This window comes from Streptomyces diastatochromogenes, assembly GCF_002242805.1.
In the GTDB taxonomy this organism is placed as follows: domain Bacteria; phylum Actinomycetota; class Actinomycetes; order Streptomycetales; family Streptomycetaceae; genus Streptomyces; species Streptomyces diastatochromogenes.
The window spans coordinates 121,099-137,339 of the sequence record NZ_MCGQ01000029.1 but is presented as its reverse complement, the minus strand read 5'-3'; the positions used below and the strand labels follow the sequence as shown (position 1 = coordinate 137,339).

Below are 16,241 nucleotides of genomic sequence, written 5' to 3'. Positions count from 1 at the left end.
GCTCTCGCTGTCCAGTTGCGTTCTCGCTCTCCACAGGAGTTGCTCATGAACCCGTCCCTGTCCCGCCGCACCGCCCTCCAGGCGGCGGGCGCCACCGCGCTCGCCGTCGGCATGTCAGGCCTGACGGCCCCGGCCGCCCGGGCCGACGACGACAACTCCCCGCCCAAACTGGTCACTTATCCCCGCCCGGCCACCATGCCGACCAACACCGGCTTCAAGGTGCGGGTGCGCAGCGCCCCCGACGGCGACTGGCAGACCCTGGACATCTGGCGGCCCCAGCTGGAGGAGATCAACCCCAGCACCGGCTCCGGCAAGGTCTACAACACCTCGATGGTGTACTTCGACTTCCACGGCGCCGTCGAAGTCGAGGTCACCTACCTCAAGGGCGGCACCACCAAGGCCCGGGTGAGACCGGACGCGCTCGGCATCGCACCCGAACTCCTCGGCGACACCCTGCGGTTCACCCTCGACGAGCCCAAGGACGTCGTCGTCCAGATCAACGACGAGATCTTCGACTGTCTGCACGTCATCACCAACCATGTCGAGCATCAGGCACCCTCCGCCGACGACCCCGACGTCCTCTACTTCGGCCCCGGCGTGCACACCGTCACCGGCGGCGTCCTCACCGTGCCCAGCGGCAAGACCGTCTACCTGGCCGGGGGAGCGGTCCTGACCGCCCAGGTCTACTTCAAGAACGTCGAGAAGGCCTGCCTGAAGGGCCACGGCATCCTGTACGCCAACCCCGGCGGCGCCATCCTCTGCGAGGGCAGCAGCAACATCCGGATCGAGGACGTCATCATCCTCAACCCGGCCGGCTACGCGGGCACCTTCGGCGAGAGCCACAACATCCATGTCAGAAAGGCCCGTTCGTTCAGCTCCAAGGGCAACGGCGACGGCTTCGACGTCTTCTCCTCCACCGGCGTCCTCTTCGACGGCTGCTTCATGCGCAACTCCGACGACTGCTTCGCCATCTACGCCCACCGCTGGAACTACTACGGCGACACCCGCGACATCACCATCCAGAACTGCACCCTGTGGGCCGACGTCGCCCACCCCGTCAACGTCGGCACCCACGGCAACACCGACGCCCCCGAGACCATCGAGAACCTGGTCATCAGGAACGTCGACATCCTCGACCACCGCGAACCCCAGATGGGCTACCAGGGCTGCATCGCCCTCAACCCGGGCGACTCCAACCTCATCAAGAACGTCCGCATCGAGGACGTACGGATCGAGGACTTCCGCTGGGGCCAGGTCATCCACCTGCGGGTCATGTACAACACCAAGTACAACACCTCGGTCGGCCGCGGCATCGAGGACGTGTACGTCAAGAACCTCACCTACACCGGCACCCACGCCAACCCGTCACTCCTCCTTGGCTACGACGCCGACCACGCGATCAAGAACGTCACCTTCGAGAACCTGGTGATCAACGGCAAGGTCATCGCGGACTCGATGCAGAAGCCGAAGTGGTACCAGACCACCGACGCCATCCAGTGGTTCGCCAACGAACACGTGCTGAACCTGCGCTTCCTCACCACCGCCGAGGCGGCCGCTCAGTGAGCCCGATCAGCCGACGGGGCCTGCTGAGGACGTCGGGGGCGGTGCTGCTCGCGGCGGGCGCGAACACGCTCTTCCTGCCCGCGGCCCGGGCGGCGACGGACGGGGAGGACCGGGCGCGACGGTTCGTCCACCCCGGCATCCTGCATACAGCCGACGATCTCACCCGTATGCGGTCGGCGGTCGACAGTCGGCAGTCGCCCGTGTACGACGGCTACCTCGCTCTCGCCGCCCATCCCCGTTCGCAGACCGCATACAGCATCCAGAACACCGGCCAGATCACCACCTGGGGCCGGGGCCCGTCGAACTACATGAACCAGGCCGTCGCCGACTCGGCCGCCGCCTACCAGAACGCCCTGCTGTGGGCCGTCACCGGCGAGAGCGCACACGCAGACAAGGCCCGGGACATCCTCAACGCCTGGTCGGCCTCCCTGCAGATCATCACCGGCGCCGACGGACCCCTCGGCGCGGGCCTGCAGGCCTTCAAGTTCGCCAACGCGGCCGAACTGCTGAGGCACACCGGCTACGACGGCTGGACGGACGCCGACATCGCCCGCTGCGCACGCTCCTTCCTCGACGTCTGGTATCCGGCCGTCTCCGGCTACATGCTCTACGCCAACGGCAACTGGGACCTCACCGCCGTCCAGACCATCCTGGCCATCGGCGTGTTCTGCGAGGAACCCACCCTGTTCGAGGACGCCCTCCGCTACGCGGCGGCCGGCGCCGGCAACGGCAGCGTCCGCCACCGCATCGTCACCGACGCCGGTCAGGGCCAGGAGTCCGGCCGCGACCAGGGCCACGAACAGCTCGCCGTAGGCCTCATGGGCGACATCGCCCAGACCGCCTGGAACCAGGGCGTCGACCTGTGGGGCCACGACGGCCGCCGCATCCTCGCGGGCGCCGAGTACGCCGCCCGCTACAACCTCGGCGGCGACGTCCCCTTCACCCCCGACCTCGACCGCACCGGCAAGTACATCAAGAAGACCGTCTCGGCGACCGGACGCGGCACCCTGCCACCGGTCTACGAGATGTACTACGCCCACTACGCGGGCGTCCGCGGCCTGGACGCCCCCTGGACCGAGGCCGCCGTCTTCCGCGGGCCCTCGGGTGCCCGGATCGTCGAGGGCAGCAACGACGACCTGCCCAGCTGGGGCACCTTCGCCTACGCCGGCGCCACCGCCCCCGCACCGAGCGCGCCCCCGGCACCGGCCGGGATCACCGCCGCAGGCGACGACCACGCGGTCACCGTGTCCTGGCTCCCCTCCGCCGGAGCCACCGACTACCGCGTACGGCGCGCCGAGCACCCGCAGGGGCCGTACGAGGAGATCGCCTCCGGGCTCACCGAGCCGACGTACCGCGACGCCGGCGTGCGGACCGGGCGGACGTACTACTACACGGTCGGCGCGACCAACTCCATGGGCGCGAGCGGCACTTCGGCCGTCGTCTCGGCCACCGCCGGGCTGCCCGCCCCTTGGTCCACCCAGGACATCGGGGCCGTACGGCTCCCGGGGGCGGCGCACTTCGACGGCGAGCGGTTCGTGCTGGAGGCGAGCGGCACCGCCGACTCGTACCGCCTGGTCCACCTCCCGCTGCACGGCGACGGCACCGTCACCGCGCGGATCGTGTGGCCGCTCAGCTCGCAATACTCCAAGATCGGCGTCACCCTGCGCGCCGGCACCGACCCGGCGGCGGCGCACGCCTCCATGCTGATCCAGGGCCTGCCGCTGCACACCTGGAGCGGGGTGTGGACCGTACGCCCGCGGGACGGCGGGGAGGTGTCGGCGACCGGCAGCACACCCGTGCCGCCCGGCCAGCAGCAGACGATCACCACCGGGGCGGCCTTTCCGATCTCCGACCTGGGGGCGCTGCCCGAGTCGGCGACCCCGCTGGAGGCTCCGTACGTCGAGGGAGCCGGTGACGGATACCGCATGCGGGCGCCCTACTGGGTGCGGGTGACCCGCGCGGGCGACCGCTGCAGCGGGGCGATCTCGGCAGACGGTATGCGATGGACCGAGGTGGGGTCGACGGTATGCGATCTGCCGCACATCGCATACGCCGGTCTCGTCCTCACCTCCTGCCTCGGCGTCGACGAGGAGTACGCCGAGACCGGCACCGGCGCCTTCGACAACGTCAGCGTGACCTCGGGCGAGCGCTCCGTCTATCGCGTCCCCCGCCCCGCCCGCACCGTCACCGACCTGCGCGCCACCACGGACGCCGCCGGAGTCGACCTGGCCTGGACCGACCCCGACCCCACCGCCCGCTACACCGTCCTGCGCTCGCTCTGGACCCACGGCCCCTACATCACCCTCGCCACCGGCGTCGGCGCGGTCGGCTTCGGCACCCGCGTCCGGTACACCGACACGAGCGGCGACCCCGGAACGGCGTACCGCTACGCCGTCACCAAGACCAACTGCGCGGGAAACGGACCCCGTTCGACGCCCGTGCGTGCCGTGATGCCCAGCGTCACCGTCAGTGCACCAGAGACCGAGTCGGCCGCCTCGGCTCTACCCGCGCCCTGGAGCAGTGGTGACCTCGGTGACGTGGTCAGCGACCGTCGGGCCTTCGGGACGCTCGGTGTGGTCGCCGTGCTCACCCCGGGCGACGCCGCCTACGCCGACGGCACCTTCACCGTGCGCGGCGCGGGCAGTGACCTCAATGTCAACTCGCAAGGAATGACAGCGCAGTTCGTGCGCCAGCCCGTCACCGGGGACGCCGAGATCACCGTACGGCTCGTCTCCCGCTCCGGGGCCGGTGCCGATCGGGTCGGGTTGCTCATGGCCAAGTCGCTGTCGCCGTTCGACCAGGCGGCCGGCCTGATCGTCACCGGCGGCGGCAGCGCCCAGCTCATGCTGCGGCCCACCGTCGCCGGAGCCTCCGCCTTCTCCGGCACCACCCCCGTCCAGCTCCCCCTGCTGCTGCGGCTGAAGCGCACCGGGACCGTCTTCGCCGCAGCCGTCTCCACCGACGAAGGTGCCACCTGGACCCCTCTTTCCACCGGCGCGATCCCGTCCTTCGGTGACGCCCCCTACTACGTGGGCCTCGTGGTGTGCTCCCGCACCCCACAGGCCCTCGCCACCGCGCAATTCGAAGAGGTGAGCATCACGCCCACCTGACCTTCCCCCACGAAGGAGAACCATCGCGATGAGCCGCCGCGAGCAACACCACCCCCACACCGACGAGTTGAGCCGCCGCAGTCTGCTGAAGACCACCGGCGGACTCGCCGCAGCCCTCGCCGTCGGCTCCGCGTCCGCCGCCCCCACGGCGGACGCGGCACCGGCGAGCTTCACCCACCCCGGCATGCTGCACAACTGGGGCGACATCAACCGGGCCAAGGTCAGGGTCGCCGCCGGCACCGACCCCTGGCTGTCCGGCTGGAACAAACTCACCGCCAACTCCCACGCCCAGTCCACCTGGACGCCCAACCCCCAGGCCACGATCGTCCGCGGCGGCACCGGCGAGAACTACGGCATCCTCTACAACGACATCGCCGCCGCCTACCAGAACGCCCTGCGCTGGAACGTGGCCGGCACCTCCGCGCACGGCGACTGCGCCGTACGGATCCTCAACGCCTGGGCGTCCACCCTCACCACCGTCACCGGCAACGCCGACCGCTTCCTCGCCGCCGGGATCTACGGCTGGCAGCTCGCCAACGCCGCCGAACTCGTCCGCGGCCACGCCGGCTTCGACCTCGCCGCCTTCCAGAACATGATGGTCAGCGTCTTCTACCCGCTCAACAACCAGTTCCTGACCGGCCACAACGACGCCTGCATCACCAACTACTGGGCCAACTGGGACCTGTGCAACATGGCCTCGATCATGGCCATCGGCATCCTCACCGACAACGCCGCCAAGTACGACCAGGCCGTCACCTACTTCAAGTCCGGTGCCGGCAATGGTTTTATCGGGCACGCCGTGCCCTACCTGTACACCGACTCCGCCGGATACGCCCTCGGCCAGTGGCAGGAGTCCGGCCGCGACCAGGCCCACAGCATCATGGGCATGGGCCAGATGGGCGCCCTCTGCGAGATGGCCTGGAACCAGGGCGACGATCTGTACTCCTACGACAACCGCCGCTTCATGAAGGCCGCCCAGTACGTGGCCAAGTACAACCTCGGCCAGGACGTCCCGTACACCACCTACACCTGGGGCAGCGGCCAGAACTGCGCCCAGCAGTCCCAGACCGCCATCTCCACGGCCTCCCGCGGCCAGGTCCGCCCGGTGTGGGCGATGCTCCACTACCACTACAACCGGCGCCTCTACCTCGACGACCAGTACATCGCCCAGATGTGCTTCTCGGTGGCCCCCGAGGGCGGAGGCGGCGACTACGGCTCCACTTCGGGCGGCTTTGACCAGCTCGGCTTCGGCACCCTCATGTACGCCAAGTAGGGGGTCCTCCATCCCAGGACGCCCGTCCCGTGGTCCGCGCTCCCGCCCCGTGCGGGGGCCGGACGACGGGCTCTCACCGCGCGCGCTGTTCGGCGCGCATCGGCAGCGGGCCCGGAGAGAGGGTGGTGAAGGCACGCGGGCGGACGGTGTACGACGGCTCCGGGCGCAGGCGCCACCGGGGCAGGATGGTGGCGAGGGCCAGGTGGACCTGGGCGAGGCTGAACGCGTTGCCGATGCACTTGTGGGGGCCCGCGCCGTAGGGCAGGAAGGCGTGGCCGGTACCGGTGTAGGACAGCTCCCCCTCGGGGCGGTCCGGGTCGAACCGGTCGGGGCGGGGATGGTGACCGGGCGCGTGGTGGAGGGCGTACGGGCTGTAGAAGACGTAGGCGCCTTCCGGGATGCGGTGTCCGCCGAGTCGAGCGCCGGTCGCGGCACGGCGGGGGGTGAGCCAGGCCGGTGGGTACAGGCGCAGGGTCTCGGCGACGACACGGCGCAGCAGGCCGAGACGGGGCAGGTCCTCCAGAGTGGGGGGCTTGTCGCCGAGTTCGCGCCGGAGTTCGGTGTTCAGGCGCCGGTTGACGTCGGGGTGCGCGCCGAGCAGGTGCAGGGTCCAGGAGAGCAGGGCGGCGGTGGTGTCGGTGCCCGCGAGCAGGAGCGTCATGACCTCGTCGTGGATCTGCTGCTCGGACAGGGGCTGACCGGTGTGCTCGTCGCGGGCGGCGAGCAGCGCGGTCAGCAGGTCGGGGCTGGGGGTGGGGTCCTGCCGACGGCCGTCGACGAGCTGCGTCACGAGGGCATGTAAGCGGCGTACGGCGGTGGTGTAGGCGCGGTTCTCGCGCGTGGGCAGTGCGTGGAGCCAGCCGACGGGGAGCGCGGCGCGCTTGCCGACGCCGGCGAAGGCGACGGGCAGGTGCGTGGTGATCTCGTGCACCGCGTCGTCGGGCAGGCGTACCGAGTACAGGCAGCGGGTCAGCGCGGTGGCGGCGATCCGGTACATCTCCCGGTCGACGCGCAGGGGTTGGCCGCCCCGCCATGCGGCGCTGCGTTCCTCGGCGACGGCGGTCATGATCCGGGCGTAGTGCTCCATGCGGTGCGGATGGAACAGGGGCTGGAGCGTGCGGCGCTGCCGCAGGTGCGTCTCGCCCTCGCTCGTCCCCAGGCCGTTGCCCACGAGGACGCGCACGGTCTCCCACAGCGGGCTGCCGCTCTTGGTGAACTCCTGGTGCCGTACGACGAGCAGCTCGTGGACCAGCCTGGGGTGGTTGACCAGGTATCCCGGGACCGGACCCAGCCGCAGGGCGACCAGATCGGCCTGTCCGCACAGCGAGTCGAGGAACCGCAGGGGACGGAAACGCAGTTGCCAGGCATGCCCCAGCAGCGGAAGAGCCCCCGGGGCGGCGGCCAGGGTCGCGGTGCGGTCCGGGGGTTCGGCGTCAGGGGTGGCAGGCTCGGCAGTCATCGTCAAAGGGCCCCTCTCCCGTGTCGGACGCGGCCGGGAGAAGACCATCACCCGCTCCCACCACCCCGAAAGCCACTCCGCCACGCGCACGGGCGCACGCGGGGGAGCACGGCAGGCCGGACACGTTGGCCTGACGGCGTCGCTACGGCGACCGTCAGGGCCTTCGTACGCCCGAACGGCCCAGCGTGGGGTCTGTGCACCGGAATACATCCGGGCGATGTGGTGCTCTGATGTGAGCGGTGCACGCGCACGGCGAAGGGCTGGTGGGCGATGACGGCAGACCAGACGGGCCCCGTGGTCACGACGCCCCACGGGGCCGTACGCGGTCGGTACGAGCAGGGCATCGCGGTGTTCCGGGGCATCCCCTACGCTGCCCCGCCCTTCGGCCCCCGGCGGTTCCGGCCGCCCGAGCCGCCCGAGCCCTGGGACGGGATCCGCGACGCCGGAGCCTTCGGGCCCACCGCGCCGAAACCTCCGTACTCCGAGGCGTTCGCCCAGTACCTGTCGGACCCGGTCATCCCCGGCGACGACTGCCTCAACCTCAACGTGTGGACCCCCGAGCCGGGCCCGAGCGCCCGGCTCCCGGTCCTGGTGTGGCTGCACGGCGGAGCCCTGACCAGGGGATCCTCGGCCGTACCCGTGTACGACGGACGCACGTTCGCCCGTGACGGAGTCGTCTGCGTCTCGGTCAACTACCGGCTGGGAGTGGAGGGCTACGGACTGTTCCCGGACGCACCGCCCAACCCCGGCCTGCGCGACCAGCTCGCCGCCCTGCGCTGGGTGCACCAGAACATCGCGGCCTTCGGCGGCGACCCCGGCAACGTGACCCTCTGCGGACAGTCGGCCGGAGCCATCAGCGCCGGCGCCCTGATCGCCGCACCCCAGACCCAGGGCCTGATACGCCGGGCGGTCCTGCAGAGCGGGCCGCCGGAAGTCTCGGAACGCGACAAGGTAAGGCGCATGGTGCGCCGCATGGCCACCCGGCTGAGGATCCCCGCCACCGCCGAGGCCTTCGCCACCGTCGACCGCGACCTGCTGCTGCGCACCCAGGCCGAGGTGGGACGGCTCAGCAGCCCCGTCCTGGGCGGCCCCTCCTTCGGCATCGTCGTCGACGGTGACCTCGTACCCCGCGACCCGCTCCAGGCCCTCATCGACGGTGAGGCCGCCCAGGGCGTGGACCTGCTCCTGGGCTGGACCCGGGACGAGTACCGGCTGTGGCTGGTGCCCGGCGGACTCCTGGAGCGCGTCGACCGGCTCGGCCCGGTCGCCCTGGCCGGCGCCATGGCCCGCTGTCACGTCGGCCACGAGGTCCCGCGCGGTTACCGCACCCTGCACCCCGACGCCGGCATCGCCGAGATCGTCGGCCAGATGGTCACCGACCACCTGCTGCGCATCCCGCTGCACCGGCTGGCCGACGCCCGCCCCGGCACCTCGTACCTCTACGAGTTCGCCTGGCCGTCCCGCCTCCCCGGCCTCGCCGCCTGCCACGCCCTGGAGCTGGGGTTCGTCTTCGACACCGGCGACGTCCCGGAGTCCGCCAGGCTGGCAGGCGAGGGAGCCCCGCCGGAGCTGTGCACCACGATGCACGCGGCCTGGGTACGGTTCGCCGCGACCGGGGATCCGGGCTGGCAGGCCTGGGACGCCTCCCATCCGGTACGGATCTTCGACGAGGGTGTCCCGCATACCGCATACGGTCCACGGGATCCGGAACTCGACCTCTGGTCGACGGCCCCCACGGTCCCGGATCCGACCCCCGCCTCCGACGCCCGGGCCCCTGGAGCCGAACTCGCCTCAGCGGTACGACGCCTGCGCCGCTCGGTGGGGGCGCGGCGCCGCTGAACGGTCGCCGGTCGCCGGTCGACCGAAGATCGTAGACAGTCTTCAGTCACCCACCGCCGCCACCGACCCCCGCACCACCACATGCGTGCCCAGCAGCAGATGCTCGTCGGCCGTGTCGGCGGTGTGGCCCAGCGCGGTGCGCACCGCCAGCCGGCCCAGCTCCTCGTACGGCACATGCACCGTCGTCAGCGCCGGGTGCAGGTCGCGGGCGAACGGTATGTCGTCGTACCCGGCCAGCGACACGTCCCCCGGCACGTCCAGGCCGGCCTCGTGCAGCGCGGTCAGCGCGCCCGCGGCGACCATGTCGGTGGCGGCCACCACGGCCGTGAACTCCAGCCCGCGCTCCAGCGCCTGACGCATGAGGCGGTGGCCGGAGTCGCGGGTGAAGTCGCCGTGGAGGAGCAGTTCCGGGTCCGGGTCCAGGCCCCGCGCGCGGTGGGCGGCGAGGTAGCCGCGCTCGCGGCCCTGGGCCGTGGTGTGGTCCGGTCTGCCGCCCAGGAACAGCACGCGCCGGTGGCCCTGGGTCAGCACATGGGCCACCAGGGCGTAGGCGCCGCCCTCGTTGTCGTACTCGATCACCGTCACCGGCGCCCCCGGGCCGAGCGGCGGCCGCCCGCACAGCACGAGCCGGGAGCCCGCCGAGGCCAGCGAGTCGGCGATACGGCGCGTGCGCTCGCGGTACTCGGGGGTGTCCGCGGTGCCCCCGACGAGGATCACCGCGGCCGCCCGCTGGGCGCGCATCATCTCGATGAACTCCAGCTCGTGCCGCACGTCCCCGTCCGTGCTGCACACCAGGCACAGGTGGCCGAGCCGGGCCGCCTCACGCTCCACACCCTGCGCCATGTGCGCGAACGACGGCCCCGTGATGTCCTCCAGCACGAACGCCAGCGTCGGCGTCCCCGCCCCGGCGATCGCCTTGGCGCGCGCGTCGGCCACGTAGTCCATCTCGCGGACCGCCCGCAGCACCCGCGTCCGCGTGGCCGCGCTCACCGGATACACGCCGCCCAGCACCCGCGACACCGTCGACGCGGACACCCCGGCCCGCGCCGCCACGTCCCGGATGGTGCTGCGCCCGGCGTCCTCGCTCTTCCTCGTCATGCCCGCCTCGTCCCTCCCCGGGCAGGGTGGCCCGCCCCCACGGGAACTGCGGCAACATGACGGCAACCGGTTCCCGTTCGGAGGCTAGCAGTGGGGAGGGGCCGGAGCGGCGGCCCGTGCCGTACCGGGCCGCGCCCCGCCCAACCGACTCTCGTCTGCCGGGAGTTCAACGGGTCAGTGCCCTGCGCAGCGCGGCCAGTACGTCCCGCGCGGAGTGCAGCAGGAGGACGAGGACGCGGTGGGCGGCGTTGCGCCGGTGCCGGTGGTGGGACCAGACGGCCGGGACGATCACACCGGCGAACAGCAGCAGGAACATGACGAGGAACAGCGTGCCGAACGGGGTGAGGAACTCGGCGGACCAGACGACGACGGCCATGGGCACTCCCGGATCGAGGGTGGGCGGGTACGGAAGCCGCGTGCGGCGGCAGGCATGAAGGTGTCCGTCCAGCGGGGCGTTCCGCGACCGTCTGCGCACCTTGGACGGCGGGCCCGTGAAGTGCCTGTTCAGCGCCATAGACTTCAGGGGCGTCCAGTGCCGTCCGCTGGACGGTCGAACGCTGGGGGAGCGGGTGGCGAACGGAACGCGCGAGGGGAGCGCGGAGGAGTCCTTCCGGGCAGGGCTGCGCCGGCTCGGGGAGTTGCACCGGGTCCGGCTGGGCGGGAGCCCGAGCCTGTCCGTGCTGGCACGAGCCGCCGGGGTGAGGTCCAAGTCGACGGTCAGCGCATGGCTGGACGGCGACCGGATGCCGAACGATGTCGAGCATCTGCTCGGCGTGGTCCGGAAGTTGCGCGAACAGGCGAGCCGGCTGGAGGAAGCGATTCCTGGCGTCGACCAGGAACTGCTGCAACCGGCCTGGTGGCGTGAGCGCTATACAGAGCTGGCGGGCGCACGGAACCACGCCACGGGGCTGGCGGTGCAGAGTGCGCAGGCCGCCCGAGCCGTGGAACGGTACGACGCGGAATCCCGCCGCGCCGCGCTGCCGGACCTGCCCCGGCCCGTCGCCGACTGGCATCCCGGCAGCCTCGGAGTGCACCCCGCCGTCCCCGGCATCGTGGGTGCCCCCGGCGGCACGACCGGCGCGGCGGCGGACTTCGTACTGCCCACCTCTGTGACCGACTTCGTCCTGCCCACCTACGTTCCGCGCGACCACGACCGACACCTGCGACACCGGCTGCGGCAGGCGGCGCTCGGGCCGGATCCGGCCCTCGTGCTCATCCTGGGCGAGTCCTGCACCGGCAAGACACGGACCGCGTACGAGGCGGTACGCGGCTGCCTGCCGGACTGGGACCTGGTCTTCCCGAAGGACTCCGGCAGCCTGCTCGGCCTGCTCGACGCCGGCCTGGCACGTCCAGGGACCGTGCTGTGGCTGGACGAAGGGCAGAACTTCCTCGCCCGGGAGCGGGGCGAGGAGGTCGCCGCGCAGCTGCGCCGACTTCTGGAGCGGCCCCAGCCGATCGTCGTGCTGATGACCATGTGGCGTGAGCACCACCGTGCGCTGACCGCCCAGCCCGACGCCCCCGGCAAGGACCCGCACCCGCAGGCGCGGGCCCTGCTCACGCAGGCGATCGGCTGCCGGGTTCCGGCGGCCTTCTCACCCGATGCCCTGCGGGACATCAGCGGTACGCGCGATCCCTCCCTGGCCGTGGCGAGCCTCGCGAGCCGGGACGGCACCCTCACCCAGACGCTGGCGGCCGGACCGCAGCTCGTCGAGTACTACGAGGCCGCCGACGCCTCACCGGCCTGCTATGGCAAGGCGGTTCTCACGGCGGCGATGGACGCGCGGCGCCTGGGCCACGGCCCCGCACTCCCGGACGGCCTCCTGGAGGCGGCCGCCCCGGCGTATCTCAACGAGACACAGCGGGCCGGAGCCGGAGCCGACTGGTTCGCCGGGGCGCTGGACCACGGGCGGCATCGGATCAAGGGGGTCGTGGCGCCCTTGGGCGAGGTGGCCGCGGCCGGCGGGATGGGCGCGCGGCCGGGGCAGCGGAGGCTGGCCGACTACCTCGACCAGTACGGTCGCCTCGCGAGGTCCTACGTCTGTCCCGGCGCGCCCTTCTGGGAGGCGGCCGAGCGGTTCGCGGCCGACGCCGCCGACCTGTACGAGCTGGCGAACTCCGCCCGCCGCAGAGGACGGTACGCCGTCGCCGACACCCTCTTCCGGCGGGCGGCCGAGCGTGGGCACGCCCGCGCGTGGGCCGAGATGGCGAGCCTGCGGGAGACCCGCGGATGCAGGGAGGAGGCCGTCGAGCTGATGTGGAAGGGGCATGACGCGGGTGACGCCACCGCACTGCTCGATCTCGTCAGCTGGTATGAGGAGGACGGCGATGACGAGGCGGCGCGACGGCTTGTTCCGGAGATCATCGGGACCGGCCATCCGGAGGCCCTGCTGTTCGTCGCGGAAGGCAAGGAACTCGCCGGCAGCGACGGCGAAGTGGAGCGGCTGGCCAGGGCCGCGGCCGAACTCGGCTGGGCCGCGGCGCTGACCTTCCTGGGCCGCCGTCGCATGCTCGCCGGAGAACTGGGCGCGGCGGAGCGGTACTTCCGCAGGGCCATCGCCGCCGGGGACCACGCTGCCGCGTTCGAACTGGCCCGTATGCGGCTGGTGAACGAAGACGACGTGCCCGGTGCCGTCGCGGCGGCGTATCAGGGGGCCGAGCTGGGCGACTTCTTCGTCCTGGGGATGATGGCTCAGCTCGTGAGGAGCGTCGACCCGGCGGAGGGGGAACGCATGGCCCGGAATGCCGCGGCTCTGGGCGGCCTGAGCCCGGCACGGATGGTGAACCTGTCGTTCTGGGAGTACATGGGCCGGCAGCAGGGCCTGGCCGTGCTCGCGGACCACGCCGAGGCGACGGATGGCGCCGGAGCGGGAGAGGCGATCCTGCGGGCGGCGGCCGAGGAGGGAGACATGCACGCCATGGCGTGGCTGGCGCAGCGGCAGTGGGAGTTCGGCGATCTGGACGAGGCGGAGCACCTCTACGAGCAAGCCGCCGAGGGCGGTCACGCCCCGGCGTTGGTGTCGCTCGCCCGCATGCGACGCGAGGCCGGTCACGTCTCCGAGGCCGAACGGCTGTGCCGGGTGGCGGTGGACGCGGGAGAACCGTCCGCCGTGGGGGAACTCGCCCAGACGTGGGAGGCCGCGGGCATGCCGGAGCGCGCGGGCAGCCTCATGGTGCACGGGTTGGACGCGGACGGTGAACCGGCCCTGCCCTGGCTGCCGAGCCGACCGGAGCACGATCCGTCACTGGGACTGCACGCGGTCAAGGGCTGGATGGAGATCCGGCGCGTACGGTCGATCGAGCAGGACGAGCAGGACGAGCAGGACGAGCGCTGACAGAGCCCGCCCAAGCGGGAGTTGCTCCCACCGGCTCGACCCGCCCTAAACAGCCAGCGCCCCCGCAATCCCCGCAATGCCCTCCGGCCCCACCCGGCAGCACCCCCCGATCAACCGCGCCCCCGCATCCCGCCACCCCTTCACCTGCTCGGCGCTGAACGTGGTCCGCCCCGTCCAGGCACGCGCCTCCGCGTCCCACGCTTCCCCGCTGTTGGGATAGACGACGACCGGCTTGCCGGTGACCCGGGCCGCGGTCTCGACGGCGTACTCCACGTCCTCCGGGGCACAGCAGTTCACGCCGACCGCGATCACTTCGTCGAGGTCGGCAGCCAGGGCGAAGGCCTCCTCCAGCGGCTGCCCGGCACGGGTGCGCCGACCGTCGACGGTGTACGAGAGCCACGCCGGCACCCCGAGCCCCCGCACCGCCCGCAGCAGCGCCGCCGCCTCGTCGGTGTCCGGGATCGTCTCCAGGGCCAGTACATCCGGACCGGCAGCGGCGAGCACCTCCATCCGCGGCCGGTGGAAGCGTTCCAGCTCGTCGACGCTCAGCCCGTACCGCCCCCGGTACTCGGAGCCGTCCGCGAGCATCGCCCCGTACGGGCCGACCGACGCGGCCACCCACAGCGGCCCCGCGACCCCGGCGTCCTGCGCCTGCCGTACCGCCTCCCGGGCCAGCTCCACGCTCAGCCCGAGCAGCCGGGCCGCCTCCGCGTGGCCGATCCCGCGCTGGGCGAAGCCCTCGAAGGTGGCCTGGTAGCTGGCGGTGATCGCCACGTTCGCGCCCGCCGTGAAGTAGGCGAGGTGCGCCTCGGCGACCGCCTCGGGCCGCTCGGCCAGCAGCCGCGCCGACCACAGTTCGTCGCTCAGGTCGTGCCCCGCGGACTCCAGCTGGTTGGACATGCCGCCGTCGAGCACGACCGTCCCGGAGGCAAGGGCTTCGGCGAGGCTGGGGGAGGTGTTGCTGCTCATGTCATGACGCTAGTCGATGCCGATGTCGGCCCCGGATTGTGTCCACCTGATGAACAAATAGACCAGCATGTGGAACGCCGGGATACGATCACGACCCCCATCCCCCCGCCCCACCCCGTACGCCGCGCCGCGCCCCCGCGCGTCCCCACGCACCCCCGGAACCGCCATGACCGCCCCGCACACAGCCGACTCCACCGACTCCACCGAGGCCGCCGAGTCCGAGGCCCGGCCCGCTTCTCCCCGCCGCACCTTCGGCCTGGCCGCCGCCACCGCCCTGGTGATGGGCAACATCATCGGCGGCGGCATCTTCGCGCTGCCCGCCACCGTCGCCCCGTACGGCACGGTCAGCCTGCTCGCCTTCGTCGTCCTGTCCGTCGCCGCCGTGCTGCTCGCCCTGCTCTTCGGGAAGCTGGCCCGGCGCAGCCCGGTCACCGGCGGACTGTACGTGTACCCGCGCGACGCGTTCGGCCCGTTCGCGGGATTCCTGTCGGCGTGGTCGTACTGGACGATGTGCTGGGTCAGCATCGCCGCGCTCGCGGTCGCCGTGGTCGGTTACGTCGACGTCCTCATACCGCTGCACGGCAACCACCTCGCCGAGGGCCTGGTCGCGCTCGCCGCGCTGTGGCTGCCCGCCGCCGCGAACTTCGCCGGCACCCGCTGGGTCGGCGCGGTGCAGATCGTCTCCACGATCCTGAAGTTCGTCCCCCTGCTCCTGGTCGCCACCATCGGCCTGTTCTTCGTCGACGCCGACAACTTCGGCCCCTTCAACGCCTCCGGCGACAGCGTCCCCGGCGCCCTGGCCGCCTCCGCCGCGCTGCTCCTGTACAGCTTCCTCGGCGTCGAGTCGGCGGCGGTCAGCGCGGGCGAGGTGGACGACCCGGAGCGCACGGTGGGCCGCGCGAGCATCCTCGGCACGCTCGGCTCCGCCCTCGTCTACATCCTGGGCACGGTCGCCGTCTTCGGCCTGGTCCCGCACGACAAGCTGGTCGACTCCGGCGCGCCCTTCGCCGACGCGGTGGACGTCATCACCGGCGGACACTGGGGCGGTACGGCGATCGCGCTGGTCGCGGTCGCCTCGATCGTCGGCTGCCTGAACGGCTGGATCCTGATGGCCGCGCAGATGCCGTACGCGGCGGCCCGCGACGGACTCTTCCCGGCGCCGTTCGCCAAGGTCGGCAAGGGCGGGGTGCCCGGCTTCGGGGTGTGGGCCTGCGTGGTCCTCGGCACGCTGCTGATCGCCCTGAACTACACCGCGGGGCCGGACACCACCTTCCGCGTGCTGGTCCTCATCACCACCTTCACCGGCTGCGTCCCCTACCTCCTCTCGGCCGCCGCCCAGCTGTACTGGCTGGCGCGCGGCACCCGCGAGCAGGTCCGCCCGGCCGGTCTGGTCCGCGACCTGATCGTCGCCGCGCTCTCCTTCGCCTTCTCCTTCTGGCTGATCGCGGGCGCCGGGTACGCGGCCGTCTACCAGGGCGTGCTGTTCCTGTTCGCGGGCATTCCGGTCTACGTGTGGCTGCGGGGGCGCCGGGAGCCGGCTGACCCGTCCTGACCTGCATGAACCGCAGACGTTGCATGAAAATGCGAGATGCTGCATA

General features: G+C 72.0%; 10 protein-coding genes. 6 read left to right on the top strand and 4 right to left on the bottom strand.

Translation table 11 applies throughout. The features are described 5' to 3' along the window. The first annotated feature begins 45 nt into the window (after window positions 1-45). Genes BEK98_RS30635 through BEK98_RS30625 form a run of 3 tightly spaced genes read left to right on the top strand, consistent with a single transcriptional unit; the run spans window position 46 to window position 5,946 of the window. Window positions 46-1,563, top strand: a complete 1,518-nt coding sequence (locus BEK98_RS30635; RefSeq protein ID WP_094219957.1) for a glycosyl hydrolase family 28 protein — start codon at window positions 46-48, stop codon at window positions 1,561-1,563. Beyond that, window positions 1,560-4,673, top strand: coding sequence for an alginate lyase family protein (locus tag BEK98_RS30630; protein ID WP_094219956.1), 3,114 nt, complete (start codon window positions 1,560-1,562; stop codon window positions 4,671-4,673). The genes BEK98_RS30635 and BEK98_RS30630 overlap by 4 nt, the downstream gene beginning before the upstream one ends. 28 nt (window positions 4,674-4,701) lie before the next feature. Further along, complete coding sequence (locus tag BEK98_RS30625; protein WP_094219955.1) at window positions 4,702-5,946, top strand: alginate lyase family protein; 1,245 nt, start codon at window positions 4,702-4,704, stop codon at window positions 5,944-5,946. A 73-nt stretch (window positions 5,947-6,019) separates the two neighbouring features. On the opposite strand, the gene BEK98_RS30620 is transcribed toward BEK98_RS30625, so the two are convergent. Beyond that, window positions 6,020-7,405, bottom strand: a complete 1,386-nt coding sequence (locus BEK98_RS30620) for a cytochrome P450 (RefSeq protein ID WP_167444296.1) — start codon at window positions 7,403-7,405, stop codon at window positions 6,020-6,022. Window positions 7,406-7,675: 270 nt separating this feature from the next. Between BEK98_RS30620 and BEK98_RS30615 the strand changes: the two genes are divergently transcribed. Then, window positions 7,676-9,244 (top strand): carboxylesterase/lipase family protein, encoded by a 1,569-nt coding sequence (locus tag BEK98_RS30615; protein WP_208643275.1) that lies wholly within the window; start codon window positions 7,676-7,678, stop codon window positions 9,242-9,244. Between the two features lie 42 nt (window positions 9,245-9,286). Here BEK98_RS30615 and BEK98_RS30610 read toward each other — a convergent pair whose 3' ends face one another. Further along, window positions 9,287-10,342, bottom strand: a complete 1,056-nt coding sequence (locus tag BEK98_RS30610) for a LacI family DNA-binding transcriptional regulator (RefSeq protein WP_094219953.1) — start codon at window positions 10,340-10,342, stop codon at window positions 9,287-9,289. Between the two features lie 166 nt (window positions 10,343-10,508). Beyond that, a complete protein-coding gene (locus BEK98_RS30605) occupies window positions 10,509-10,718 on the bottom strand; it encodes a hypothetical protein (protein ID WP_094219952.1) in 210 nt (69 codons plus the stop codon). Window positions 10,719-10,911: 193 nt separating this feature from the next. Here BEK98_RS30605 and BEK98_RS30600 point away from each other — a divergent pair, with 193 nt between their 5' ends. Then, the gene (locus BEK98_RS30600; protein WP_094219951.1) at window positions 10,912-13,674 is read left to right on the top strand and encodes a tetratricopeptide repeat protein; all 2,763 of its coding nucleotides are present in this window, start codon (window positions 10,912-10,914) and stop codon (window positions 13,672-13,674) included. 45 nt (window positions 13,675-13,719) lie between these two features. Here BEK98_RS30600 and mmuM read toward each other — a convergent pair whose 3' ends face one another. Next, window positions 13,720-14,643, bottom strand: a complete 924-nt coding sequence (gene mmuM, locus BEK98_RS30595; RefSeq protein WP_094219950.1) for a homocysteine S-methyltransferase — start codon at window positions 14,641-14,643, stop codon at window positions 13,720-13,722. 166 nt (window positions 14,644-14,809) lie between these two features. Here mmuM and BEK98_RS30590 point away from each other — a divergent pair, with 166 nt between their 5' ends. Further along, the gene (locus BEK98_RS30590) at window positions 14,810-16,195 is read left to right on the top strand and encodes an amino acid permease (protein WP_094219949.1); all 1,386 of its coding nucleotides are present in this window, start codon (window positions 14,810-14,812) and stop codon (window positions 16,193-16,195) included. Window positions 16,196-16,241: the final 46 nt, after the last annotated feature.

Coding starts and splice junctions, on each gene's coding strand:
- BEK98_RS30635 (WP_094219957.1), top strand. CDS start 46: ATGAACCCGTCCCTGTCCCGCCGCACCGCCCTCCAGGCGGCGGGCGCC.
- BEK98_RS30625 (WP_094219955.1), top strand. CDS start 4,702: ATGAGCCGCCGCGAGCAACACCACCCCCACACCGACGAGTTGAGCCGC.
- BEK98_RS30620 (WP_167444296.1), bottom strand. CDS start 7,405: ATGACTGCCGAGCCTGCCACCCCTGACGCCGAACCCCCGGACCGCACC.
- BEK98_RS30615 (WP_208643275.1), top strand. CDS start 7,676: ATGACGGCAGACCAGACGGGCCCCGTGGTCACGACGCCCCACGGGGCC.
- BEK98_RS30610 (WP_094219953.1), bottom strand. CDS start 10,342: ATGACGAGGAAGAGCGAGGACGCCGGGCGCAGCACCATCCGGGACGTG.
- BEK98_RS30605 (WP_094219952.1), bottom strand. CDS start 10,718: ATGGCCGTCGTCGTCTGGTCCGCCGAGTTCCTCACCCCGTTCGGCACG.
- mmuM (WP_094219950.1), bottom strand. CDS start 14,643: ATGAGCAGCAACACCTCCCCCAGCCTCGCCGAAGCCCTTGCCTCCGGG.
- BEK98_RS30590 (WP_094219949.1), top strand. CDS start 14,810: ATGACCGCCCCGCACACAGCCGACTCCACCGACTCCACCGAGGCCGCC.